The organism is Catalinimonas alkaloidigena (genome assembly GCF_900100765.1).
Lineage (GTDB): Bacteria > Bacteroidota > Bacteroidia > Cytophagales > Flexibacteraceae > Mooreia > Mooreia alkaloidigena.
Map to the genome: position 1 here is coordinate 135,772 of NZ_FNFO01000005.1, position 26,924 is coordinate 162,695.

Below are 26,924 nucleotides of genomic sequence, written 5' to 3' on the forward strand. Positions count from 1 at the left end.
CCCGCCGTTTGCGTAGCTTCGCTTTTTGACGTGTTTTCCCGTTCTAACCCTATGCGAAGCCTTTTTCTCATCGCCCTCTGCGCGCTGAGTCTCACGCCTTCTTTCGCACAAACCCAGGCCGACGACGTGCAGTCGTTTACGCTGGACAACGGCATGAAGGTGCTGGTGCTCGAAGATCACTCCATTCCCAACGCCAACATGTACCTGTTCTGGCGGGTGGGGTCGCGCAACGAATACCCCGGCATCACGGGCATCTCCCACTTCTTCGAACACATGATGTTCAACGGCTCCCAACAGTACGGGCCGAAGATGTTCGACCGGACCATGGAAGCCGCGGGCGGCAGCAACAACGCCTATACGACCAACGACGTGACGGTTTACACCGACTGGTTCCCCTCCTCCGGGCTGGAGACGATTTTCCAGCTGGAAGCCGACCGCATCGCGCACCTGAGCATCGACCCCGACATGGTCGAGAGCGAGCGGGGGGTGGTGTTGTCGGAACGCAGCACCGGCCTGGAAAACTCGAATTACCGCATGCTGGCCGAACAGGTCGACGCGGTGGCGTTTTTTGCGCATCCGTACAAATGGTCGGTGATCGGCTACGAGTCGGACATCAAAGCCTGGACGCAGGAGGATCTGGAGCGGTATTTTAAAACGTACTACGCGCCGAACAACGCGGTGGTCGTGGTGGTGGGTGACGTAACGGTCGCGCAGGTCAAAAAGCTGGCGACGCAGTATTTCGCGCCCATTCCGGCCCAGACGCCGCCCGATTCGGTACGGACGGTGGAGCCGCCGCAAAACGGCGAAAAGCGCCTCCTGGTGCACAAGGAGGTTTCGTCGCCCAACGTGATGATTGCGCACCACACGCCCGCCGCCGAAGACAAAGATTACTACGCCCTCGAACTGCTGAGCAGCATCCTGTCGAGTGGCAACTCCTCGCGGATGATGAAGAACCTGGTATTCGACCAGCCCCTCGCGACGTCGGTGTTTACCTACCAACCCGTTACGTTCGATCCCAACCTGTTCGTGATGTACGGCGTTACCGCTGCCGACGTGACGCCCACGCAACTGGAAGAGGCCATGCTGGCCGAGCTGGACAAAATCAAGCGTGAGGGCATTACCGACCGCGAACTGGAAAAGGTGAAGAACCAGAAGCTGATGGAGTTTTACGACGAAATCCAGACCATCAACGGCAAGGCGAACAGCCTGGGTACCTACGAGCTGTTTTTCGGCGATTACCGCAAGTTGTTCCAGGCCCCGGCCCTCTACCAGCAGGTGACGAAAGAGGACATCCGGCGCGTGGCGCAAACCTATTTCTCGGCCGACAACCGCACGGTCGGCTATCTCCAACCGAAAGAAGACGATGCAACCGATGAATAAGCGACTTTTGTTCAGCCTGCTGCTGATGCTGACGGCCCCCGTCTGGGCGCAAACGTACCAGCTTCCCCCGTTCGAGAAGTTCACCCTCAAAAACGGCATAACGGTCTACCTGATGGAACAGCACGAAGTGCCGCTCATCTCCGTGTCGATGGCGTTTCAGGCCGGTGCGGTGCAGGACGGCGCGCAGGCGGGTCTGGCGAACCTGACGGCCGACGCACTGATTTTTGACACGCCGAAGTACACCAAGGCGCAGATCGAAGAGACGATGGATTTTCTGGGAGCGGACCTCTCGACCTACGCCACGAAAGAGGCGGCCCGCATTCAGGCCGAGTTCGCGGCGAAAGACCAGGATCAGGTGTTCGACATCCTGAAGGAGATCGTGACGCAACCGGCGTTCAACGCGGAAGAGTTGACCAAGCGGAAAGATCGACTCACCCAGGAGCTGATTCAGGCGAAAGAAAGCCCCCGGCGCGTCATCGGCGAGTACTACGACGGATTTCTCTACGGCGATCATCCCTACAGCCACCCGCTGAGCGGCACGCGCTCGGGCATCGCCGACATTACCCGCGACCAAGTGGCGGCATTCTACCAACAGCACTACCACGCACAAAACGCCGCCCTCGCCGTGGTGGGCGATTTCTCGACCGCGCAGATGAAGAAAAAGCTTCAGAAGCTGTTCGGTGCGTGGAAGACCGCAGCCCCGACCGACCCGGCCCTCGCGGCACCCGTCCTGCAGTTCGACCAGGCCCGCGTCTTGCTGGTCAACAAACCCGACGCCCGCGAAACCACGTTTCTGATCGGCGGCCCGGGCGTCCCCTACAACCACCCCGACTACGTTGCCATTCAGGTGGTCAACACCGTGTTGGGCGGACGCTTCACCTCGTGGCTCAACGACGCGCTGCGGGTCAACAGTGGCCTGACGTACGGCGCGCGCAGCGGCTTCGCCACCGAGAAGCTGGGCGGCACGTTTTCCATCTCGACCTTCACCGCCAACCCGACGACCGAACCGGCCATCGACCTGGCGCTGGAAGTGCTCGACAGCCTGCACCAGCACGGCATCGATGCCGAGACGCTGGCTTCCGCGAAGAATTACATCAAAGGGGGGTATCCGCCGCGCTACGAAACCTCGTCGCAACTGGCCAATCTGCTGACCAACATGTTTGTATACGGCTTCGACGCCAGCTTCATCAACCAGTTTCAGCGGAATGTGGATGGCCTGACGGTAGCGAAAACCCGTGAAGTGATTCAGAAATACTTTCCGGCGAAGAACCTGCAATTCGTGCTGATCGGAAAAGCCGACGAGATCCGCGACATCGCCAAAAAATACGGACAAGTCACCGAAAAAGAGATCACCGCCGAAGGGTTTTAAAGAGGCATTCTACCAAAGCGCCCGCGCCAAGATCTCGGCCCCGGTCCCGGCGGGGCACCGCGCCCGGTCCCGTTGGTCGAGATGACAAAACAAGAAGAGGAACCGTTGTACGCTTCCTGATTCATCACTTCCCTCAGTCCCGCAGGCTCAACTGAATGGTGCCGCCGAGCGAGTTGGAACTGTGAGGGGCAGGAATTTGCGCGCCGACGGCTACCTGCCAGCGCTTGCCCGACTGCACCGCCAGGCCCAGCGTCAGGTTGCTGTAGAGGTTGGTCCCCGAAATGTACTCGCCCATCAGGGCCATGCGTTCGTGCAGAAAGGGCGCCTGCAGGCCCACCATGTAGCCCCAGCGGTTGCCCGGTCCGGCAAAGGCCGGGGTGGTGTAGTAGCCGCCCACGCTGGGCTTGATGTCCGAGTCGCCGAAAGTGAACAGGTTGGTGGCGTAGGTAAAGTTGGCCAGTCGCGGATGCGACGGCGTATCCCGATAGCCCACGCCCGTACGCGTACCGACGCCCAGGTAGCCCCACTCGCCCAGCCCCACGCCCTTTTGCAGCGTCAGCGTCAGGTCCGGATTCACCTCGGGCGATTCGCTGCGCAGTTCCAGCAACGGTTGATGGGAACCGGGATAATAGCCCGTCAGGTTGTTCACGTTTAGGCCCACCTCAAAATCTTTCCCGATGCCGTAGGCCCACGCCAGACCGCCCTGCCACTGGTTGGTAAACGCAAGCTGGGCTTGAAAGAAGAGTTTCTGGTACTCGATGATCTCGGCCTGCGGCATGTTGAACAGGGTGCGTTGCGCCCGTGCGGACGTCAGGGTCACCAGCCAGAGGCCGACGAGCGAAAGCAGGAAGCGGTAAGACATGTGCATGAGCGCGCCAAAAGGGTTCGTTCCTGTTACGTGATTCTGCGCGCTGCGTTAGGGAAGGGCTCAAAAAAAGACTGCGTGGTACCGCACCGGGCGATACCACGCAGATAGAGACGACAGTTCGTCAGTTTACTCACCACACAAACGTGGCCACCGCGCCCGCCTGCAACTGCGGCGTCACGATTTGGTCGCCCGCCTGAATGTTGAAGCGCGTCATTGCGCCGCTGTCGTTCAGCACGATCAGCACCTTTTTGCCGTCCGGCGTCACAAACGCCACGTTGGGCAGTTGGTCGGGGACGTTAGAGCCCACCCGCACCGAGCCGGGCCGGGCGAATTTGGAGCCATGGGCCACGTTGTAGTACATGACGTTGCGCGTAATTTCGCCGCCGTCGATGGTCAGCGCGCCTTTGCACTGCGTACAGCCGCCGGGCGTGTGGGGTTCGTACTGCGCGTTGTTCGCCAGGTTCCACTCCAGCACCGTTTTGGCCCAGTTGCGGGTCGAGCCGATCACCACCTCGCGGATGTGCCAGTTCAGGTCGTCGGCGAAGCTGGAATTGGAGCCGGTCCACTGTTCGGTGAAGTAAACGTTTTTGTCGGGATGGGCGTCGTGCACCTGCGTCAGGGCGCTGATGTTGCCCAGGTACAGGTGAAAGGCCGACCCGTCAACGTACTGCTTGGCGTCAGGATCGTTCAGGATGCTGATCGGATAATTCGGGTGATCGCAGTTGTGATCGAACACCACGATTTTGGTCGAAATATTCGCATCGCGAAAGGCCGGGCCCAGGTGGTTCTTCACAAAATCGGCCTGTTCTTCGGCCGTCATCACGAGGCTGGGGTTGTTGTTTGGGTTCTCCGGTTCGTTCTGGATCGTGATCGCGTCGATCGGCAAGCCCTCCTTCTCCATCTCCTGCACGTACTTCACAAAATACTTCGCGTACGCCGCGTAATGCTCCGGCTTCAGGCTGCCGCCGCTCGTGTTGTTGTTGGTTTTCATCCAGACGGGTGCGGTCCAGGGCGAGCCCATAAACTTGATGTCGGGGTTCAATTCCTTGACCTGTTTCAGCAACGGAATCAGCTCTTCGCGGTCGGGGTCCAGGCTAAAGCGCTCCATGTTCGGGTCGGTCTGCCCGGCCGGCAGGTCGTCGTAGGTAAAGGCGCGGTCGTTCAGGTCCGACGCCCCGATGCTCAGCCGCAGGTAACTGATCCCGATCCCGCTGTCGGGCAGGAACAGTTCGCGCATCAGCGCGTTGCGTTTGGCGGCATCCAACTGGCCGATAACGTGCGCGCTGCCTCCCGTAAACGTCAGGCCGAAGCCGTCCATCGTCTGAAAGCGCTGGGTGGTATCGATCCGAATGGTGGGCAGGCTGCTGTCGGCCGTGGTTTTAAACGCAAGCGGTTGCGGCTGATGATAAAGCAACGCACTCTGGTCGGGGTGCGTCACCCAGACGTCGACATCGCCCGCTACCGTACCGGTCGTATCCGAAGGGTTCGGTCCGGTGGTGTCATCGGTTTTGGGTTGGCATTGGGCCAGCAGCACGACGCACGCCGCGGCGGCATAACGGCTGAAGGCATGAGGAAAGAAAGCCATACGAAAGATGGATTGAGGTGGAAAAGAAGGAAGGTGGACGATAAAAAAGAGGCCGGAACCCGTAGCACGCCAGGTCCGGCATCCACAAGTACACCACCAATTAATAACCAGGGTTTTGTTCCAGCAGAGCGTTGTTGTTCACTTCCGTCTGCGGAATCGGGAACAGAAGGTAATCGGCGTTGGCCGTGCCAGTCTGCGCTTCGATCAGGTCGAGGGCCGTGACCGCGTGGTCAACGCCGTCGGCCGTCTCGTGGCGCGCGTAGCGGATCAGATCGAACCAGCGCTCCCCTTCGAAGGCCAGCTCTAGCCGCCGCTGCCGGTCCACTTCGTCGCGGAAGGCCTCTTGCGAAGGCAAGTCGGTCAACGTCAGGGCCGGCAGGTCTGCCCGCTCGCGTACCGCATTCAGTTGATCGAGCGCCGCCTGGCTGGGCCCCGCCGCCTCGTTCGAAGCTTCGGCGTACATCAGCATTACGTCGGCCAGCCGCAGCACGTAGTAGTTGTCGGCGCTGTTGAACCCATTGGGGCTCCCGTTCCATTTGTACACAAAGTAGCCGTTGTCGTTAGCGTTGCTCGACGCCGAAGAGACGTAACTGACGTGGCTGCGCCCGGCGTTGGTCTCTTGCGTGAAGCGCCAGCGGGCATCGTTCACCGTGTCGGCATACTGCTCGATCAGCTCGTTCGTCGGAATGTTGAATTTCGGGAACGAGTAGGTCGCCGGCGGCGAGGGCAACAGCAGGTCGGGCAGGATAAATCCGCCGTCTTCGTTCCCCGAGAATTGCACTTCGAAAATCGACTCGATGTTGTTGTCCGGCGGGTACAATTCTCCCGGCGTGGCGGCCAGTTGATAAAGACCACTGGAAATCACCTTGTTGGCGGCCGTGGCGGCGTCGTTCCACTGGCGCAGCGTCAGGTACACACGGGCCTGCAACGCGTTGACCGTCGTTTTGATGACGCGCGTGCGGTTGGCGACCTGGCTACCGAAATCGGCGGCGGTCATCGCTTCGGCCTGCGTCAGGTCGGCCACCACCTGGGCATACACCTGCTCGGCCGAGGCCCGCTCCATCGAAACCGAATTACCATCGCCCGAACCGGTGGGTTCCAGCCGCAGCGGCACTGCCCCATACAGCTTCACAAGGTTGAAGTAGTGCAACGCACGCAGGAAGTGGGCTTCGCCCAGAATCTGGTTTTTGCGCTCTTCCGGCATGTCGATCGCGGGTACGTACGCCAGTACGGCATTGGCCCGGTTGATGCCCCGGTACACATCGCGGAAGATGTTGTTGACCTGGCTGGTCTGCGGCGTCCAGATGAACTGCTCCATCGCGGCCACGTCGCCGTTCGTGCTGGTGCAGTTGTCGGAGGGCATTTCGCCCACCACGTTCATGTCCTGGCCGTAGTAGCCGGTGGCCTGCAACGCGTCGTAGGCGGCCGTCAGCGACGATTCAGCATCGTCGGCATTGGCAAAAAAGGTTTCCGGCGAAATCGTCGGCAAAGGCTCTTTTTCGAGTACGTCGCATCCCACGAGCAATAGGAATGCGCAGAAAGGTAATGTGATTTTTTTCATGGTGGCGTTCAATTAGAAAGTAACATTCAGACCCACGGTATAGGTACGCGCCTGCGGATAGACGCCGTAGTCACGACCAAAGCCCACCGACGAGAACGGATCGGCACTGACCTCTGGGTCATAGCCGGAATAGTTCGTGAACGTGAGCAGGTTTTGTCCGGTCGCATAGATGCGCACCCCGCCCAGTTTGGCACGCTGCATCAGCGCGTTGGGCAGGTTGTAGGCCAGCGTCAGGTTTTTCAGGCGCACGTACGTGCCGTCTTCCACAAAGCGCGTCGAGAAGCGACGGTTGTTGTTGGGATCGTACCGCACGGCCCGAGGCATGTCGGTGTCGGGGTTGGCAGGCGTCCAGCGGTCCAGCACGCGGGTGGTCTGGTTGAACGGATCGGCCATGCCTTCGATCGACACCAGGTTCTGGTTGTAGATGTCGTTACCGAAACTTCCCTGGAAGAAAAGGCTCAGCTCCAGTCCTTTGTACGAAAACGTATTGGTCAGACCTGCCACGAAGTTCGGGTTCGGATTCCCGATGATGGTCCGGTCTTCAGCGTTGATCTGCCCGTCGTCGTTCAGGTCGGCGAATTGCAAATCGCCGGGTTGCGGGTTGTTCGGCTGGGTCGGGGCGGCGGCGATGGCGGCTTCCGACTGGAAGATCCCGACCACTTCGTACCCGTAGAACGCGCCCAGCGGCGCACCTTTGCGGGTGATGGTGTAATCTCCGATGATCTCCCGATCCACTTCCTCACCGTTTTCGTCGAGCAGCGTTCCGATGTCCAGCACCCGGTTGCGGTTCAGCGTAAAGTTGAACTGCGTGTTCCACGTAAAGCCGCTTTCCAGTCCCTGAAGGTTGGTGCTGTTGATGCCCAACTCCAGGCCTTTGTTTTCGACCGAGCCGATGTTCTGCACGATCTGCGCGTTTTGGGCACCCGTGTTGTACGGCAGCGGCACGCTGGTCAGCAGGTTGTTGGTCTGCTTCAGGTACGCATCAAACGTCAGCGTCACGCGGTCGCGCCACAGCCCCAGGTCGAGGCCGCCGTTGTACTGGAAGGTCGTTTCCCAGTTCAGGTTGCTGTTGCCGATCCGTTCGGGCGCAATGCCCCCCTGGATGCTGCCCGCCCGAGGATAATTGTACCCGACCCCGTAGGTGCTGAAGCGGTCATACGCCCCGATTTCCTGGTTGCCGTTGGCCCCGAAGCTGGCCCGCAGTTTCAGGTCGGTCACCACGCTGTTTTGCGGGAAGAACGCTTCGCGTCCGATGCGCCAGCCCAGCGCCACAGCCGGGAAGTAGCCGAAGCGGTTGCCCGGTGCGAAACGGCTGGAGCCGTCGGCGCGCAGGCTGACCGTCGCCAGGTACCGCTGGTCGAAGTTGTAAATGGCACGTGCAAAGTAGCTCATCAGCCCCCACTGGTCCTGGTAGCTGGACGGCTTTGTAAACTGCGTACCGGCAAACAGGTACGGCACGGCGTTGGTCGGGAAGCCTTTCACCGAGGCGCCCGACGTGAACCGATCCGACTCCTGTACCGACTGACCCACCAGCAACGTCAGGTCGTGTCCGCCCTGCAACTCCGGATTGTAGGTCAGCGTGTTTTCCCACAGCCAGATCACCTGTTGGTTCGTGCCGGTCCGGGCACTGCCCCGGGTGGCGGGGTCGGCATTTTGCGTACCGGGATAATCGCGGCTCAGAAATTCGTTTTCGATCTGGCTCCGGAAATCCAGCCCGAGCGAGCTCCTGAACTGCAGGTTTTTGAGGAGGTCCAGCTCGCCGTACACGTTACCGATGGCCTGGTAGATCATCGCGCGGTTGTGCGTTTCCAGCAGGTTCCCCACGGGGTTGTCCAGTTGCTGGAAAGGGTTCTGTCCGTAAGTGCCGTCGGCGTTCCGTATTGGAATGGTCGGGATTTGCGCCAGCGCCCCGAGCACCGTGCCTGAGTTTTGCAGTCCAATTTCACTACGGACGCTGTTGTTGTTGTTGGTGCGGCTCAAATTCAGGCTGGTTCCCATCCGGAACCGATCGCCCATTTCCTGATCGAGGTTGATTTTGAAACTGAACCGGTCGAAGCCCGAGTTGAGCATAATCCCGTCCTGTTTGAAGTACGCACCCGACACGTAATACTTCGTGGTCTCGGTGCCGCCGCTCAGGCTCAGCTGGTAGTTGCGGATGCCCGCCGGGCGGTAAATTTCGTCCTGCCAGTCGGTGTTGTAGTCCACCGCCGACGGATCGGCGTACGGCGCAGGGTTGCCGGCGGCTACGCTGGCATCGTTAAAATACGAGGCGAATTGTGTCGAATTCAGCATGTCGAGCTTCTTCCGCAGTTGCTGAACGCCGTAGTAGGCGTTGAAGCTGACCTGCGGTTTGCCCGTTTTGCCGCGCTTGGTGGTGATGACCACCACACCGTTCGAAGCACGCAGTCCGTAAATCGCGGCGGCGGCTCCGTCTTTCAGCACGTCGATCGATTCGATGTCGGCCGGGTTCAAGGTGTTGAGCGGATTCGGACGCTGGTTTCCGATCGAAAGTTCCTGGTCGTAAGTCGGCAGGACGGGCACACCGTCGATCACGTAGAGCGGCGAGTTGGTCAGGCTGATCGAGTTGTTGCCCCGGATGCGAATGTTGATTCCCGCGCCCGGTGCGCCCGACGGCGCCGTTACCTGCACCCCCGGTGCCTGGCCCTGCAACGCCTGGTCGAAACCGGCGACGGGCTGGCGCTCCAGTGCTTTGCTGTCGACCGACGTGACCGAGGTGGTCAGCTCCTGCCGGTCCTGCGTGCCGTATCCAACCACGACCACTTCGTTGAGTTGTTTCACGTCGTCCTGCAACGTGATGTCTACCACGGTTCGGTTGTTGACGGCGACTTCCTGACTCAGGTACCCTACCGCGCTGACCACCAGGATCGCGTCGGTCTGCACGTTCAGGGCAAACCGCCCCGTGACGTCGGTGATGGTGCCGTTCGAGGTGCCTTTCTCCAGCACGTTGACGCCGGGAATGCCTTCGCCGTTCTGATCGACGATGGTCCCGCTGATGGCGACGGCCGGGGCCATTACCCGAGGACGCACCTGCGGCACAGGCAAAGCGTTTCCGGTGCGCATGCCGATGCCTTCGGGCAGATCGGTCGGGCGGGGGCTGGTCAGTTCTTCACGACCGATGCCGTAATACCCTTTGCTCAACGGCGTGAACCGCAACTGCAGCGGCTTCAGCAACGCGCGCAGGGCCTCTTCGATGGTGCCGTGCGTACCGCTCAGCTGGAACGAGGTCGTTTTTCCCGCAACCATGGCCGACTGGTAAAAGAAGCGCACCTGGTAGCGCTCTTCCAGTTCGCCCAACACCGTTTCTAACGAGCGGGAGGCGGGGGCTTGCGGTTGTTCGATGACGGGACTGATCCGGGCGTGGGCCAGCCCCTGGGCCCGGAGCGGTCCGCTGCCGAGCGCCAGCAATCCCAACCAGAGACTGCTGTTTCGTACAAATGAAAGTGGTGAGATGTTCACAAGTGCAAAAGAATTAGTATAGATCGAAAAGTTTATGGAATAGGCTGCACCTGAAGCGTCCCCTGCCGACGGACGATGTCCACCTCGGCAACGGTTTCCAGGGCATTGATAAGTTCTTCCAGGGTGTGGGCGGGCACCGTACCGGTCAGGCGCAGGTCGGCAATGGACGGGTCGACGTCCACGGGCAGGCCGTAGGTTTCGCGAATGCGCTCGGCCACCTCCTGCAGGGTTTGGTTCGTAAAGATGAGTTGCCCTTCGGTCCAGGCGCGGTACTGTTCCGGCATCACCCGCTCGCGCCGCACATCTTTCGCGCCCCCTGAATAGTCGACCAGATCGCCGGGGGCCAGCATCAGCGTATCGACCGGGGCATCGTGCAGTTGCAGTTTGATTTTGCCTTCTTCCAGCACCACCTGCGTTTTTTCGCCGCGCTGCCGCACGTTGAATTCCGTGCCGAGCACTTCGACGTCCAGGTCCTGGGTATGGACGATAAACCGACTCTTCTCCCCTTGCCGCGGTTGTTTGGTCACCGCAAAAAACGCTTCGCCGGTCAGCCACACTTCGCGGGGCTGGTCGGGCGTTTCGTCGTCTGACACGCGCAGGGTCGAGTTGGCGTTCAGCGTCACCCGCGTGCCGTCCGGCAGTTGCAACGCCAGCGTTTCGCCGTTGCCCGTCGTGTAGTGCAGGGGACGCAAGTAGGCCCACCAGTAGCCGGCTGTGCTCAGCAGCAGCAACAGGCTGGCGGCGGCGGCCAGGGTCCAGGTGCGAAGTCGGCGCGTACGTGTACGATGGGTGTCGTGTCGGCCGAGGCGATTTTCCAGGTCGCGCAGGTGGGCCTGCCGGACGTCGTCGCTGTAAGTGTGCGGACGGAACGCCACCGGCGGTAAATCACCTTCGTTCGGTTGGTTCGCGTCGGCGGAGGGCCGTAACCAATCCCAGAAAAGTCGTCGAGGGTTGCGGGAGTCAGACTGCTTCATACGTTCGGAATACGACCTGCGGAGTCATCCGCCTTTTCCGTCGTACTCGCAACCGATCAAAAAATCTGAAAAAAATTGGGGAAAGCGGGGCTTCACCTACTGACGATGTTAGCCCTTGGCCGACTTGTTGGCGGTTTTACTTTCGTTTAGCTTTCATACTTCTTGGTGCAACGAACAATCTAGCTCATCATACCTAGATTAAGGTCTGTACCTTACTTTACACCGTTTTAATCAATTTTTCTGTACCAAGGGACAAATCTCTTTTTGGTAAAGAACCCCCTTACTTTTTTCTTTTTGAGCTTTCCATTCTTTTTAACTTCGTAAAGTCTTTGTTTTTTAAAGACCATTTTTTTTGGAACGTAATCAGGCAACTGCCTTCCACTAGTGATATTATCTATTGCAAACTCTCGCTCCGACATTCTTTTGGGTATCTTATTTAGCGAAAGCACTAGTGAATCAGGCATACCCACTCTTATCAATGTATCCATTACTGGTGTTGATGTAAAAATGACTGTATCACCCTTCATCCTCCAGTTACCAACTGACCATTCTGATGCCAAATCAAATCGATAATTGAACTCAAATGTCGAATCATTAGAAAGCTCTATTTGATGTCCAAAATTATCTCTATAATTACCTATAATGGATTTTTGAGCATCAACAAAGTTGTATTGAAATAAAAAATATAACAGTAAAGGTTTCTTCATTTTAATGGTGTATAACTGGAGATAACGGCCATCTCTCAATATAAACAAGGGTGACGATCCATCCGTTGCTACTTCAGGAAACCCAGCATCAGCAACAGAAAAGTCTGGGCCAGTTTCCGGAGCAGCGGGTTGGTGCGGAGCGTTTTGTAGGCGCGTTGCAGGTTGTTGGACACCGACTGGTATTGCATGTGCAACAGATCGGCGATCTCCTGAATCGACAGGTTTTCGTAATAGCGCAGGTAGATGATTTCGCGCTGGCGTTCGGGCAACCGGTTCAGCGAATCGGCCATCTGTTCGCGCACCTCCGCCTCCGTTTCGTGTAGCATCACCAGCTCTTCCGCACTGAATTCCAGGGCAGGTTGCACTTCCTGAAACGAGAACTGCCGTCTGGAACGTGCCTGTTCCTGTTTTAATTGGCGGACCACCCGCCGGCGCAGCGCCACAATCAGGTAGATCTTCACGGATTTGACGTCGCTCAGGCGTCCCCGCTGGTGCCAGAGTTGGACGAACAGCTCTTGCAGGCAATTCAGCGCCAGCGCTTCGTCGTGCGCCAGCTTGCGCGCGTAATCCAGCAGGGTATCGTGGTACGCCAGGTACAGGGACGTCAGCGCCTGGCGATCCTGTTGATTGATCTTCCGCCAGAGCTCTTGTTCGTCCTGTATGGATAAGGCTGCGCGCATGACACGAAAGCGACTAAAAAGTAAAAATGCCGGGTAATGCTCCGTTTGTCAGAGCAACAAAGCGGTTGCGTCCTACTCTGTTCTCCGTCCAACGGGGCACAAAAGTAGTACAAAAGACGAAGGTCGGGGGTTCGTTTCTGACCTCCCCTTCCCCAGTCACGTGGGGTTTGGTCCGATTTTGCCACCATTCCGTTCATGCTGAGCGACTTGCTCGCCCGCTCAGCGTTCCAGCCACGACCGGAAAACGCCGGCACGCTCCTGGCTGATCACTACCGCCTCGCCAGCGGGTGGGGTCAACTCCAGCGAAATTTTTCCTTTGCCCGCCGACCGAAACCGCGCAACGCCGTCGACGTGGACGATGTACTGCCGGTTGGCCCGAAAAAACAGGTCCGGGTCCAGTTCGTTCTCCAGTTCGGTTAACGTTTTGTCAGTCAGGTAACGGGTGCCCGCCCGGTCCACCAGGAATACTACTTTGTGGGTAGAAAAAAACCAGGCGACGTCTTCTGTGCGGATCGCCAGAAACTCCACGCCTTTGCGGACCAGCACGCGCGATTTGTACGTCTCTGTGGCCGTTTCCGGTGCAGCGACCGAAGCCCCCAGCCGTGCAAACAGATCGGGCGAAATGGCCGCCTGCGTCGTGAAGTGGGTCTGAAGTTTCAGGTATTTGTTCAGCGCACGCTCCAGTTTTTCCTGACGGATGGGCTTGAGCAGGTAATCGATGCCGTTGTGCTGAAACGCGTCGACCATGTACTCATCGTAAGCCGTGGTGAAGATCACGGGACAAGCCACGGCGCACTCCTGAAAGATGTCGAGCGACAGCCCGTCTGACAACTGAATATCCAGCAGAATCAGGTCGGGGGCGGGGTGGCCAATCAGCCAGCGCACCGCCTCGCGCACGCTCCCGGGGGTGGCGGCAATGCGAATTGCGGGGTCGTACCGTTCGACGGCCTGCATCAGACGTTGCAGCGCCGGTTTTTCGTCTTCGACAATCAGAATTTCCATCAGGCAGATACATTTAAGATGGGTAGCCGGACCGTGTAGCGGTCGTCTACCAGCAAAATTTCGATGCCCTGGTTGGTCAGTAGCTGGCATCGTTCGTTCAGGTTCCGGAGGCCCACTTTGGCAGACCGGCGCGCCGAGCGTTTCCGGCGGATCGGATTGGTGAAACTTATAAAATCGTCCTCCAACCGGTACTCGATTTGCAGAGGACGCTCTTCGGAGAACTCGTTATGTTTCACCGCATTTTCCAGCAAAAGTTGCAGCGAAATGGGCGGAATCAGGTAGGCGTCCGTCTTCAGCAACGGCGACGTGGCCGTCAGGTGTACGGCCTCCCCGAACCGGATTTGCAACAGGGCGAAGTAGTGCTGCAAAAAAGTCAGTTCTTCTTTCAGCAGCACCAGCTCCCGGTTGCGGTTCGAGAGGATGTAGCGGTACACGTCGGCCAGGTGCTCGCTGAACGTGAGGGCGCGGGCGGGCTGGTTTTCGATGAGCCACGACAGTGTGTTGAGCGAGTTGAACATGAAGTGCGGATCGAGCTGGTTTTTCAGGCTGGCCAGTTCCATCTCGGCCTTGGCGCGTTCCAGTTGCGCCACCCGCAAGGCATCGTCTTTGGTCTGTTTGATCAGAAATACCGTTTCGTAAGCGTGCGTCACGATCAGCACACAAATCACATTGACCAGCGTCACGATGGCCACCTCGTGCCAGTCGACGGGTTGCCCGAGGCCCAGGTACCAGGCGCTTAGCATCAGAAACGTGAGCGGCGCGGTGTAGAGCACGTTGGCCCCTACCAGCCACAGCAGTTTTTCTAACGGCTGATTCAGCCAGTCGTAGCGCGCCCGCAGGGTAAACAACAGAAACCGGTTGCCCTGCCAGATGGCCGCCGAAAGCAGCACAAACCACCCGTAACTGGCCGCGATCAGCGGCCACGCCATGTGTTCGTAGTCGAGGATACCCGTCAGGTTCGGGATCAGAAACGCCAGCAGCGGAATCCCGACAAGGCGGGCGGGGACGTCGTTGATCGAGCGAGGTTGCGCAGTCATACAGGTTCAGAGCGTCAATTTCCGGCTTGAGTGGCCTTATTTCCAGGCTAAGTTTCGCACCCAAGCGCGGTGTTAATTTACGGATTAGCTTCTGTACACAAGCCTTCCTTCACGCCCTCGCTCCCTCTTTTTTCGAAACGCTGTTTCACTTTTTACACGGTTGAGGAGCGGGGGCGCCAAACGCCAAACTGCCTCTTTTCCATTGAGTTGCGAGTAGTTTACCGGTCGCATTGTCCAAATTCGTCCAACATTAAGGCGGTTTTATCTTCTCAACCTACACATTCATCAATGCCATAAATTGGATTAAACTAATAAAAGATACGAAGATTAGAAATAAACCCCTCTCCTACGTCCTGTGGGGAGAGATGCCCGCAAATCGATTTCTTTTCAGACGGTACATCTGCCAATCCTCCGAAAAGCCCGCCGCTTTCACACGTTTAGACTACATAAATTAGCGTTTCGTAAATAGTAACACACCATTAGTAGACAGATTCATGAAAGCTATGTTTCGCAAAAAGCTTTCCGGTAGTGCTGAAAGTGTGGATGGCAAAGCAATGCACGCTACATCCGCCTGGTTTGCTCAATTCATGCCGGTATCGAACAAACCCCGCAAGGCCTACTTGCTGGCGCTCCTGGCCATTAGCATTTCTGCCGCGCAGGCGCAGCAGTCTGCCGCTAACACCCCCAACCAAAGTGATTGGTATCAGCAGGCCCAGCAACAGTTGGACCTGCGGCAATATCGCATGCAGGCGGCCAAGTCGCCACATACGTACGCATCGGCCAATCCTCAGCACTCGTTAGGGTTTGTCTACACTCCCGAGGGCTATACTGTACAGAAATACGGGGTTGCAGGAACCGATCGGCCTGCGTGGCAACTCCATTTCGGATTGCAACGCATCGGTCGCGCGGGCCAGGGTGCGCTGCCCGCAACTTACCAGCGAAGCGAAGCACAAACCACCGCGCTGACCTACCAATTTGCCCACTACCGCGTGGAGTATACCAACAGCACGCAGGGCATGCGCCAGAATTTTGTGGTGTCCCAGGCGCCGGAAGGCACGGGTGCACTGGAAGTTACGCTGTCGCTGTCGGGTGATCTGACCGCCCAGCAACGTCACGCCCGTCAGGTAGCGTTTCATACGCCCGGCGCGGCGCAGGACGTCCAGCTGGTGTATGACGAAATCAAAGTGTGGGATGCCACGCAACGGCTGCTGCCCGCGACCATGGAGCTGCGGAACGAACAGGAACTGGTGCTGGTAGTCGACGACCGCGAAGCCGTGTATCCGGTTACGGTCGATCCGCTCAACCACGCTCCCGACTGGACCGACGCAGGCGACGGCCTGCTGTTTTCAACCCTTAGCGACCTCACCACTCCGACTTTGTACGGCTATTCGGTAAGCGGGGCAGGCGACGTGAACGGCGACGGTTACGATGACGTACTTGTCGGGGCACCGACGTACGTGGAGATCATCAACGTCAGCGCAGAGACGTTCAACTTCGTGTCCGTAGGGGCGGCGTTCCTGTATCTGGGCAGCGCTACCGGTCCTTCTATCACACCCGACGAAGTACTGCAACCCACCACCGAAGCCGGTGCGTTGATGGGCTTCAGCGTGAGCGGAGCAGGCGACGTAAACGGCGATGGTTATGACGACGTACTTGTCGGCGCGCCAGGCGACCGCACCAATCTGACCATCGGCTTAGGAACCGTCAGCGTGGCGGTCGGCAAAGTCTATGTTTATTCCGGTGCAGATTTCGATGGTGACTTGATGACGTCGCCGACCGTTTCGGCCACCGTATTTCCCAAACAAGCTGATTTCGGGGTGCTGGTCAGTACCCCGGCGAACCCCCTCTACGGTTTTAGCGTGAGCGAAGCGGGCGACGTAAACGGTGATGGGTATGCCGACGTTATTGTCGGTGCTCCGGCCTATACCGACCTGGTTTTGTTGAATGTCTCCGGGCGAGCCGACATCTACCACGGGTCCAGCACCGGTCTCGGGTCCGCGCCGGCCCGCAAGATCAAAGGCGGCTTGGCCAGCGGTCTGTTCGGCTACAGTGTGGACGGCGGGGCGAAGATTAACAACGACACGTACGACGACGTCATCGTGGGTGCCCCGGCTTCGATGGGCGCTGGCCTGACGGGTGCCGCTTACGTTTTCCACGGTAGCGCGACCGGCATCACTGCCACGTCTACGGCCGGTGCTGCGACGAGCCTGCGCCCGGTGGGTCTGGAACTAAACACCCTCTTCGGTTTTAGCGTCAGCACCTTAAACGACGTCAACAGCGACGGACGCGACGACGTAGCCGTCGGCGAACCGTTATCGCTCGAACTGTTCGGGGCCGACCTGGTTGCGGTGGGCAACGTCCATTTGTATTACGGCGCCAACGCGGGGCTTCTGACCACCGGCGCCACCACCCTGACCAGCCCACGCAGCCCCTTGGTGCTCGAAGCGGTAGAGGGAAATCTGCTCTACGGCTTTAGCGTGAGCGACGCTGGTGACGTCAACTGCGACGGCATTACCGACGTGATTATCGGTGAGCCCGGAGGTTTGGCCGTCAGCACCGGCACCGGCATTCTGGGGCTGGTCGACGCCAGCCAGTCGTCAGGGCATGCGTATGTCTACTTCGGCAAATCCGGCAGCGGCCCGATCAACCAGTTCCTGTGGCAGCTGAAAGAGACGCCCGATCCCAGCGTAGCCAACCTGATGGGGGCGTGTGTCAGTGGTGTGGGCGACATCAACGGCGACGGGGGTTCCGACTTTATGATCAGCGCTCCTACCGGCACCCTTAACTTATCGACTTCGTTGACAGGACTGATCGGCAACGCTGTGGGGTACCTAACCACCGGCGGCGTTGGCCGCGCACACGGCTACCACGGCTGCAAAAGCTTCCTGTCGCCCCCTTCTGACAACGACTGGGACGACGACGGCATGAGCAACCTGGAAGAAAGCAACGGCAACGACCCGGCGGGCGACGATGACAACGACGGTATTTACAATTACCTCGATTCTACCTACATCGACTTTATCGACGAAAACGGTGATGGCATCAACGACGCTTTCGACTACGACTACGACGGCCTGCCGAACCACCTCGATGTGGACTCTGACAACGATGGCATGGCCGATGCGGTCGAAGCCAACGGCGGCGTGACGCCAGCCAACCTCCTGCCCAACGGCTTCTTCCCTCTTTCGCTGGTGAAAGCCAACGATTCTGACAACGACGGCTGGATCGACCTGTACGATACCGACAACGGAGGGACCAGCTACGAAAATCCGGATACCGATTCGGATGGACAGAAAGATTTTCTGGACCTGGATTCCGATAGCGATGATCTGCTGGATTATGTGGAAGCCCTGGACGACAATTACGACGACGACATCAAGCCTGAGTTGCTGGCACGTGCGGCTGACTGGGAAGCCGCCAACGGGTCGCCCGGCTACTACGATTCTTCGCTCGATGACGACGCCGACGGTATTCCGAACTGGATGGAAGACGACGACGAGAACGGCACCCCCAACTTCTTACAGGCCAATACGACGTATGCCCCCACTTCCGGGCGGGTAGTCTCCAAGCCTACGCAGGGACAGCAGGTGAAAAAGGGAACAGGTTTCCCTGCCGCCACGACCCTGGCTTCTCCGCTCGCGGGGGGCTCCTACTTCTTCGATTCCGATCAGGACGGCATCATTGACTTACTCGACCCGGACCAGTCGGGCATGGCCGCCACCATTCCGGACGAGGACGGCAACGGCATGGCCGACTACCGTCAGATTGCTCCCCTGCCGATCACCTTGGTCTCCTTTGCGGCGGTCCCCACAACGAAAACGGTGGAGCTGACATGGGAAACGGCCGCGGAGTTTAACAACAGCCATTTCGAGATCGAACGCAGCCAGAACGGTCAAAACTTCGAAACGATAGGACAGCTTCGGGGAGCCGGTACCTCGCACCAGCGTCTTGCCTACCAGTTTACCGATCAGCGGCCTTACACCGGCGAAAACTACTACCGCCTCAAGCAGGTGGACCTGGATGGCACCGTGTCCTATACGGAAACGCAGTCTGTTTTCCGGCAGGGCTACTTCGACTGGGTGGCGTCACCCAATCCGTTCGATGCCGACCTCACTCTCTATTACCAGGGAACCGTCGAAGGCACGGCCGAAATTCGGGTAGTCACGCCGCAGGGGCGCCTGATTGCCGAGCGGACGCTACCGCTGATGCAGCATACGCGTCATGTGCTTCCAGCCCAGTGGTTCCCGCAGCCCGGTGTGTATTACCTCACCCTGCGGTGTGGCACGCAACACCAGGTCGTGAAAGTGCTTAAAACAGAATAGTGCATTAGCAACAGGAAACGTCACAGGAATCAAGTAGACAAACCTCTCGTGGTCGGCACCCGCTTCCGATCACGAGAGGTTTGTCTTATGTAAGGTCGACGGTGCTTAGTCGATTTGCTCATGGAGCAGCCTTTGCAGTTTCCGATGCCGCACCAATGCTTCGTGGATGAACCGCCGACGGTTGAACAGGTTGGTACGATACGTAATCAGCACATCATCGAAGGTCTGAGAATTATACAAATCGGGGTCCACCAGGTGCTCCCTCCGCATGTCGTAGTTTCTGAAGTAAGTCCTTAATTCCTCAAACTGCAGTCTATAGGCAATGTCGCTCATCAGCTGCAGTGCCTCGTAATACTTGCAGAGCTCCGCCAGGTACTTCAGGGTGCTGTCGCTCTGAATCAACCCGATGTCGCCGCTCTGCTGCAAGGCCCGATAGGTATACTCTTCCGGTAGAAAGACAAATTCGTCCCGCCCCATCATGAAATTAAAATAGGTGGCTACGCTATCGGCAGCTTCTGCGTGGGGCGCCAGTCGCAACATCCGTTCGATGCTGAATGCGATGGTATCCATCCCTTCCAGGATGTCGGCCAAATCGGTCGAATCCTGGACCAGATCGTATTGCAGTCGCTTCAGGTAGGATTGTTCTGTGGCTTGATTTTTCCGTGCTTCTCCCCAAGTATTGAGCCAGAAGACAATCGTAATGCCCAGCACCACGACCACAATGTCAATCAGTTTGTCTCCCCATTTTATACCCTTCAGGAAGTTGATGGAACGCAGTTTACGCTTCATGAAAACATGAAAAAGTGAGTCGGTTGCTACGTCAACAACATAACCGCGAAAAACTGGAATTACAATTTTACAGCATCTCTTTTCCTAAAAGAAAGACTTCAAAAAAAAGCCACCCTTTTGAGGCGGCTTCGAGGAACGAACGTACTTTTTTTAACTCAGGACTTCAGTGCTGTGACCAGTTGGTTGTCAGCCCGCAGCTTGGCCATCAGGGCGGTAATGGCCGTAAGCGCCGACAGGATGGAAATTTTGTTTCCTTCAAAATCGACAAACTCAACCCGCTTGGCCATCACCAGCTTATTGCGCTCCAGGGCGTTAATTTTCAGGAACTGTAACAGGGACATCACCTCGAAATCGGTGTCCGACTGTTTGACCGCGACCTGCGCGATGTTGGTTTCTTTGATGTACTCGTTCATGTCGCTTGGGATTATACCTCCATTTGTTGTAACAGAGCTTCCAGGTCCGCATCCGCCACCTGTTCTTCCTCCTGCTCTTTCGGGAACAGGGTAAGTCCTTCTCGCTCTTCCTGCGGGGGAAACGCGCAACCCGATGGTCCGGCGCAGTACGAAGAACATAGCGTAAGCCAGCCCACCGGCCCAGACAAAACAGAGCACTACGCCCATGGCCTGTATGCCCAATTGCAGCCAGAATCCGTTTGCCAGGGTGGAGGCCGGAGCCAGCACCACGGCCAGCGTTCCGAAGGCACCGCAAAAGCCATGCACTGGAATAGCCCCGACGGCATCGTCGATCTTGAGCTTTTTGGCCACAAAGTCGTACGCTAGGTTGTGGATTATGCCCGCCGCCAGTCCGATCACCAGTGACGTCAGCGGCGTCTGGATGTGCGGCGATGCCGTGATGGCGACCAATCCCCCAAGAATGCCACCGAGCATTTTTTCGTAAATGCTATCTTTCTGCTGAACGAAGTACGAATGAAAGTAGGCGGCTAGTCCGGCAGCAGCACCAGCCAGATTTGTATTCAGGATGATCTTTCCTACCTCGCCGTTAAAGGCCAGCGTACTGCCTCCGTTAAAGCCCCACCAGCCCAGCCAGAGAATCAGAACCCCCAGCACCGCCATGGGAATGCTCGACGCCGGGAAACTGCGCAGTTTCCCTTCCGCCGTATAGCGCCCCAGGCGAGGCCCCAGCAGCGACAGGCCGGCCAGCGAAACCCAGGCCCCTATGGAATGCACAACGGTAGATCCGGCGAAATCGATGAAGCCTAGGTCGGCCAGCCAGGCCGTATTGTTGGCAAAGAACAGGTTGCCCCACGCCTAGTGTCCAAAGACCGGATAGATCAACATGGCAATGACGCACGAGGCCGTCAGGTACGGAACGAAGCCCGTCCGCTCCGACATGGCTCCCGACACGATGGTGAGCGCCGTGCCCGCAAAGGCGATCTGGAACAGGAAGAAAATCGCGCCAAGGCTGTTGCTCCCCGCCACATCGAAAGTCTCCGGTGCGAAAAGCGACCCACCGAACATCCCCTGGACCGAGGTCCCGAACATCAGCCCGAAGCCCACCAGAAAAAAGACCAGCAGCCCTACGGTCCAGTCCACGATGTTTTTCATCGCTACGGTCGCGGCATGCTGGGGACGCACCATCCCGACTTCGAGGCATTTAAAGCCTGCCTGCATAAAAAACACCAGGATCCCCGCCACCAGTACCCACAAGGCATCGTCACTGGAAGGACCGGCTACGTCCGGTACTGCTTCGGTAGTGCCTTCGGCCCAGGCTCGGGGCGCCCATAGTAGAAGAAGCACGCTTATAACTGCTTTTTTCATCGTAACGATCGATCAGGTTGAACTGCGTAAGGCGGTGAGAGACAGCGGCGACGGTCGCACTTGCGCCAAGCGCCCAGTGCTTCAGCAGGGGCAGGTAACGCCAGGGGGAGAAAGTGTGGCCGCTACCCAGAAGCCTGCACAAATGACGGGACAATTTTTCGATTAGATGAATACATAAGCATGCATTCATCTTACACAAGCACAAAAATGGTAAATAACCTTACATAACATTAAACACCACAAAAACAACACTCCTCTATCTGATTCAGAGCACATTACTCCTCTCCCCATCCGCACTATACCAAGCTACCGCAATCACGAAAAAGTCGCATTTCTCTTCCAAAGTACCGTTCCTCCTTACGTACGCCATCCGGGCCTTTTAAAAGCGAGACGGCATTCCCCTTGCGGAGAGCGCCGTCTCTAATCAACAATCCAATTCTTCGTCTATTCTGCACGCAGCGCGCGCACCGGGTCGGTCTGTGCAGCCCGCAGGGTGTGGTAGCCGACCGTCAGCATGGTGAGGAGAAGGGTAACGACCGCCGCCGCCACAAACGTATACCAGTGGAGATCGGTGCGATACACAAAGCTTTCGAGCCAGCGGTAGGCAAAATAGCCGGCCAGCGGTAGGGCGATGACCAGGGCCACGCCGATCAGCAGCAGGAAGTCGCGGGCGATGAGCATCACCACGTCGCGCGCCTCGGCACCCAGCACCTTCCGGACCCCGATTTCGCGCGTCCGTTGTTCGGTGGTGTACGACACCAGCGCCAGCAGACCCAGGGCCGCAATCAGGATGGTCAGTCCGGCAAACACGCCGAAGATCACGCCCCGCTTGCCGTCGGCCTCAAACTGGGCCTCAAAATCCTGGTCCAGAAAGGTATAGTGAAACGGATAGCCGGGGTTGACCTGCTGCCACGCCTGTTCGATGCGGGCCAGCGGCGGCTTGGGATCTCCGGCATCGAGCTTGATGTGCAGGTAGTAATTATTTTCGTCGTCGAAGAAAATCGCCAGTGGCTCGATGGCATCGTAGAGCGAAAGTTGGTGGTAATCCTTAATCACCCCGATGACGTGCCACTCACGCTGGTTTTCCGACGGACCGATGTAAAAGTGCTTGCCCAGGGGCTCTTCCCAGCCCATGCGCGCCACCATGGCTTCGTTCACCAGCACGCCGTTGGTGTCGCTGACGACGTCGCGAGAAAACAGCCGCCCCTGCAGCACCGGAATGTTCACCGCATCGAGGTAATCCCAATCGGCTTCGTAGAGGTTGACGCCCCGGTCGGCGCGGCCTTCGTTCTCAGTCTCGACCGAAATCAGGTTTTTACCAATGCTGTTTCCTGGCTTGGTCGAGGCCGACGCCACCTGCCGCACACCGGCCAGGTTGACCAACTGTTGCCGCAACGCCGGGTAATGCGCACGAATGGTAGAGTCGGCCATCTCTACCACCACCAGCCGCGCTTTGTCGTAGCCCAGGTCCTTGCTCCGGAAAAAGCTCAGCTGATCGTACACGACCCAGGTGCTGACCAGCAGCACCACCGCCGCCGCAAATTGCACCACCACCAGGCCCTTGCGCAGGCTACGCCCCCCGGCCGACAAGTCGGTCGTGCCGTTGCCTTTCAGCGTACGGACCGGATCGAACCGCGACAGCACAAACGCCGGGTAGCTGCCGCTGAACAGCGCCACCACCACAATCGTCAGCAGCAGGCCGCCCAGCACGATGGGCTTGCCCAGAAAACCGTAGCCCAATGCCTTGCCGCTCAGGTCGTTAAAGAACGGCAACAGCAGAAACACCAGGGCCAGACTCAGCACCGTGGCCAGGAGCGTCAGCACCACCGACTCGCTCATGAACTGCGCCACCAGCAGGCGGCGCGTCGAGCCCATCGCCTTGCGAATGCCCACTTCGCGCGCCCGGCGGGCCGAGCGGGCCGTCGCCAGGTTCATGTAGTTGATGCAGGCCAGCACCAGCATGATCAGCGCTACGCTGGCAAAAATGTACACGTACGTGATGTCGCCGCTAGCTTCGGTTTCGTTGCCGAGGTGCGAGTAGAGGTGAATGTCCGGTAGCGGTTCTAGCAGGTAACGCATCGAAATGCCGAACTCATCAAAAATGGGCTTGACGTGCTCCGTATTCAGTTGTTCCATGTCGGCCAGGAACGCTTCCGGCGCTACGCCTTCGCGCAGTTGTACGTACGTGGGCACGCCCCATCCCCCCCACGCGCCCATCTCTTCGGGCAGGGAACTGCGCGACAGCAGCGCATCGAACCGCCAGTGCGAGTTTTTCGGAACGTTTTCCATCACACCCGTTACGGTATAGACCTCTTTGCCCTTCCGAAGGGTTTTGCCGAGTGCATCTTCCTCACCGAAATACTTGTGAGCCGTTTCCTGCGTCAGCACCGCCGTATAGGGGTCGCGCAGGGCCGTCTCCGGATTGCCCGCCACAAACGGATAGGTAAACATCGCGAAGATGTCGGGGTCGGTGTAATGAAAATCTTCTTCGTAAAATTTCAGATCGCCGTTCTCAAACAGCTCCCGCCCCACCCCGATGAACCGGACGGCGTGCTCGGCATTGGGGTACTTCTCCTGAATTTCTTCCGCGAACGGAATCTGCGTAGAAGGCCACGTAAACTCGTCGTCCTGCTCTTTGATGTGGGTGGCCACGCGGTAAATCCGGTCGGCGTTCGCATGGAAGCGGTCGAAGCTAAGTTCGTCCACCACGTAGAGAAGAATGAACAGGGCACTGGCAATGCCCAGCGTCAGGCCCAGCACGTTGATGGCCGTGTAGCCCCGCTCACGGCGCAGGTTGCGAAGGGCTACTTTGAGAAGATTCTTGAACATGAGAGGGATGGGAAAAGGAGTACGAGGATTTTCGTAGCCAGCAAGATGTAAATTTTTGTTCCCAACTCCTGTGGATATGTGCTAACCCCACCAATCCCGGGAAGACAGGCGTGTACGCGCGATGAGCGGCAAGCACCCCCGAGGAATGCTCAACGACGACCTGCCGGCGCCGATAGCGACGGAGGCGGTTTCGTGCCCCATTTTTTGTTCGGCTCCGTGCCGAGGCGCAGGTGCAGCTCCCCTCCCCGCTGAAAAAGCTCGTGCGAAAACCAGTTCTGTCGCCACGGTTTTCCGTTCAACGTCACTGCCTGAATGTAGGGCCGATCGGTCGCGTTATTTTCGGTGGTGATCACAAACCGTTCGCCTTCATAATACTGCCGGTTCAACTTGATCTCCACGCGGTCGAACAGCGGCGAACTGATTTCATAAAACGGCTGCGTGGAGGCCCCGCCATCCACTTCGAACAGACCAATGGCCATCAGGACACCGAGCGCCCCCATCTGTCCCTGGTCTTCGTCGCCGTCATAGCCGCCGTAGGGTGTGGTGTCGTTAAAGGCCATTTTCACCTCGCGCACCCACTTCTGGGTCAGCCAGGGCTTGCCCGCGTAGTTGAACAGGTGCGCCATCTGGGTGCCGGGCTGGTTGCCGTAATCGACCCAGGTCGACGCGTGTTTCTTATTTGCGCCGACAAACCCCAGCGGCTGGCCTTTGATGAAACAGGAATCGAGGTAGGCGCTGTAGGCCGCCGCCCCACCGAACAGCCGGATCAGACCGGCCATGTCGTGCGGGACGTAGTGGGTATAGATCGCCGCGTTGCTCTCGCAGAAGCCGCGCGTGTTGAACGCATCAACCACCGGAGTAAAGTCCGCGATCCAGGAGCCGTCTTTTTCGCGCGGATGCATGTAGCGGGTCGCCGGATTCCAGAGGTGCTTGTAATTGCCGGCCCGTTGGCGGAACAAAGTTGCATCGTCCGTTTTGCCCAAGGCCTGCGCGAGTTGAGCCAGACACCAGTCCTGGTAGGCATACTCCAGCGTCATGGAAGCGCCGTCCTTGTGACCGCCCGGTCCTCCGATGCCTTCGGGCACCCAGCCCTGTGTTTCGTAGTACTGCATGCCGCCACCGAAAGCCGGGCTTCGGTGCTCGTACCCGGCGTGGTCGCGAATGCCCCCGACAAACGCATTTTTGCGCAGTCCTTCGTAAGCGGCGGCCACGTCGTAGGTGCGGATGCCTTTGTTATAGGCCGTGGCAAAAAAGGAAACCGCCGGGTCGCCGATCATCACGAACGTGTAGTTGCCCCCGGACGGGCCGCGCGGAATCAGCCCTCCGTTGTGGTACATGTCGACCATCGTGTTGCAGAAGCCGTCCATAATTTCGGGATAGACCATCGACCAGAGGATGTTGAGCGACCAATGGCTGCCCCACCACGCATCGAAGTTGTAATGGGGAAAACGCGGTTGCCCCTGGGCGTCGAGCGCGACCCGGCGGATCTGCGGCCGGGGGCCGGTCATGTCCGGGTAGTCGCCGTTCACGTCGCTGAGGATGCGCCGCCCCAACAAGCTGTGCCACAGGTCAGTATAGAATTTAACGCGTTGCGCCTCGGTACCGCCCTCCACCCGAATGCGGCCTAACATCGCATTCCATTGGTCGGTCGATTCCCGATGTACGCGGTCGAAATCCCAATGCGGCAACTCGGCTTCCAGGTTAGAGCGGGCGTTGGCCAGACTGGTGTAGGAAATGGCGACTTTGAGCAAAAGAGACTCCTGATCGGTCATCTGGAAGTGCAGGTACGCACCGGCGTGCTTCCCCCCAAGGCGGTTCACGGCCTGCGTAAGCCGGGTGCTGTCCTGCCACCCGCCGAAGTGGGCAAAGGGCTTGCTGAACCGCGCCACGAAGTAAACGGGCGTCTCTTTCGGACGACGGATGGTCTTGCCCATCACGGCCATTCCCTCGATTTCCCGGTCGCTCACGCGCCGTACTTCCGAATGTTCGGTGGGGCCGTGAGCCAGGTACGCGCCGGTATCGAACAACACAAACGCACTGTCGGTCCGGGGGAACGTATAGCGGTGGAAGCCGACGCGCGTGGTCGACGTCAGCTCTACCCCGATGTTGTACTCCTGCAGATGGACTTTGTGGTAACCGGGCTCGGCCACTTCGCCCTCGTGCGAAAACCGCGACTGGTAAGCGTCCATGCCCAGGTGGCCCTGCATTGTGCCGACGGTCGGCATCACGGCAATGCCCGACAGCTGCCAGGCGTGGATGTGGCTGAAGCACCGAATGGTAGGGCTGTCGTACAAATAGCCCGAACTCCAGGTCGATTTGGTGTCGGTATCGGGACTGAGGTTGACCATCCCGAACGGGCGACTCGCGGAGCTAAAGTAAAACCAGCGGGAATTGTGGGTGTCGACAAACGGATTGACCCACTGGGCCGGGGTGCGGCTCTGGCCTCGCAGGCCGGTCGACCCACTCAGGAAAAAAACGGCGCAGGCCAACGAAAGCAGACGGAAACAACGTATCACGGGATCAGACGCGGGTGATGGTGAGGCGCGTAAGATAGGCACCCGGCTTC

At 58.4% G+C, this 26,924-nt stretch carries 15 protein-coding genes and 1 pseudogene; 3 read left to right on the forward strand and 13 right to left on the reverse strand.

The window, feature by feature from the left end; translation table 11 throughout:
• Window positions 1-51: 51 nt before the first annotated feature.
• Together BLR44_RS14355 and BLR44_RS14360 are read left to right on the forward strand one after the other, a co-directional pair.
• Complete coding sequence (locus BLR44_RS14355) at window positions 52-1,380, forward strand: M16 family metallopeptidase (protein WP_089683068.1); 1,329 nt, start codon at window positions 52-54, stop codon at window positions 1,378-1,380.
• Window positions 1,373-2,749 (forward strand): M16 family metallopeptidase, encoded by a 1,377-nt coding sequence (locus tag BLR44_RS14360; protein WP_089683070.1) that lies wholly within the window; start codon window positions 1,373-1,375, stop codon window positions 2,747-2,749. The genes BLR44_RS14355 and BLR44_RS14360 overlap by 8 nt, the downstream gene beginning before the upstream one ends.
• Before the next feature lie 133 nt (window positions 2,750-2,882).
• On the opposite strand, the gene BLR44_RS14365 is transcribed toward BLR44_RS14360, so the two are convergent.
• The 9 genes from BLR44_RS14365 to BLR44_RS14405 all read right to left on the reverse strand — a co-directional run bounded on the left by BLR44_RS14365 (window position 2,883) and on the right by BLR44_RS14405 (window position 14,640).
• Window positions 2,883-3,617: a hypothetical protein gene (locus BLR44_RS14365; protein ID WP_218127086.1), complete on the reverse strand. Its 735-nt coding sequence runs from the start codon at window positions 3,615-3,617 to the stop codon at window positions 2,883-2,885.
• Window positions 3,618-3,747: 130 nt separating this feature from the next.
• Window positions 3,748-5,202 (reverse strand): glycoside hydrolase family 30 protein, encoded by a 1,455-nt coding sequence (locus tag BLR44_RS14370; RefSeq protein WP_089683074.1) that lies wholly within the window; start codon window positions 5,200-5,202, stop codon window positions 3,748-3,750.
• 100 nt (window positions 5,203-5,302) lie between these two features.
• Entirely contained in the window at window positions 5,303-6,763 is a 1,461-nt protein-coding gene (locus BLR44_RS14375; protein WP_089683548.1) for a RagB/SusD family nutrient uptake outer membrane protein, read from the reverse strand.
• A gap of 12 nt (window positions 6,764-6,775) precedes the next feature.
• On the reverse strand, window positions 6,776-9,796 hold the full coding sequence (locus tag BLR44_RS14380; protein ID WP_410493088.1) for a SusC/RagA family TonB-linked outer membrane protein: 3,021 nt from the start codon (window positions 9,794-9,796) through the stop codon (window positions 6,776-6,778).
• Between the two features lie 476 nt (window positions 9,797-10,272).
• Entirely contained in the window at window positions 10,273-11,214 is a 942-nt protein-coding gene (locus BLR44_RS14385) for a FecR family protein (RefSeq protein ID WP_089683078.1), read from the reverse strand.
• Between the two features lie 227 nt (window positions 11,215-11,441).
• Window positions 11,442-11,921 carry a hypothetical protein gene (locus BLR44_RS14390; protein WP_143017298.1) on the reverse strand — a complete coding sequence of 160 codons (480 nt, stop codon included), beginning with the start codon at window positions 11,919-11,921 and terminating at the stop codon, window positions 11,442-11,444.
• 68 nt (window positions 11,922-11,989) lie between these two features.
• Window positions 11,990-12,601: an RNA polymerase sigma factor gene (locus BLR44_RS14395; protein ID WP_089683083.1), complete on the reverse strand. Its 612-nt coding sequence runs from the start codon at window positions 12,599-12,601 to the stop codon at window positions 11,990-11,992.
• 219 nt (window positions 12,602-12,820) lie between these two features.
• Entirely contained in the window at window positions 12,821-13,603 is a 783-nt protein-coding gene (locus BLR44_RS14400) for a LytR/AlgR family response regulator transcription factor (RefSeq protein ID WP_176956052.1), read from the reverse strand.
• Entirely contained in the window at window positions 13,603-14,640 is a 1,038-nt protein-coding gene (locus tag BLR44_RS14405; RefSeq protein ID WP_089683087.1) for a sensor histidine kinase, read from the reverse strand. Before BLR44_RS14405 ends, BLR44_RS14400 begins: the two co-directional genes overlap by 1 nt.
• A gap of 554 nt (window positions 14,641-15,194) precedes the next feature.
• On the opposite strand from BLR44_RS14405, the gene BLR44_RS14410 reads away from it, so the two are divergent.
• Entirely contained in the window at window positions 15,195-18,962 is a 3,768-nt protein-coding gene (locus BLR44_RS14410) for an integrin alpha (protein WP_218127087.1), read from the forward strand.
• 105 nt (window positions 18,963-19,067) lie between these two features.
• Here BLR44_RS14410 and BLR44_RS14415 read toward each other — a convergent pair whose 3' ends face one another.
• From BLR44_RS14415 to BLR44_RS14435, 4 genes and pseudogenes are all read right to left on the reverse strand, one after another.
• Window positions 19,068-19,751 carry a DUF6090 family protein gene (locus tag BLR44_RS14415; protein WP_089683091.1) on the reverse strand — a complete coding sequence of 228 codons (684 nt, stop codon included), beginning with the start codon at window positions 19,749-19,751 and terminating at the stop codon, window positions 19,068-19,070.
• Window positions 19,752-19,906: 155 nt separating this feature from the next.
• Window positions 19,907-21,529, reverse strand: a pseudogene (locus BLR44_RS14420) (ammonium transporter).
• Window positions 21,530-21,973: 444 nt separating this feature from the next.
• Window positions 21,974-24,358 (reverse strand): ABC transporter permease, encoded by a 2,385-nt coding sequence (locus BLR44_RS14430; RefSeq protein ID WP_089683097.1) that lies wholly within the window; start codon window positions 24,356-24,358, stop codon window positions 21,974-21,976.
• Window positions 24,359-24,507: 149 nt separating this feature from the next.
• Window positions 24,508-26,874, reverse strand: a complete 2,367-nt coding sequence (locus BLR44_RS14435) for a GH92 family glycosyl hydrolase (RefSeq protein WP_089683099.1) — start codon at window positions 26,872-26,874, stop codon at window positions 24,508-24,510.
• Between the last annotated feature and the right edge of the window lie 50 nt (window positions 26,875-26,924).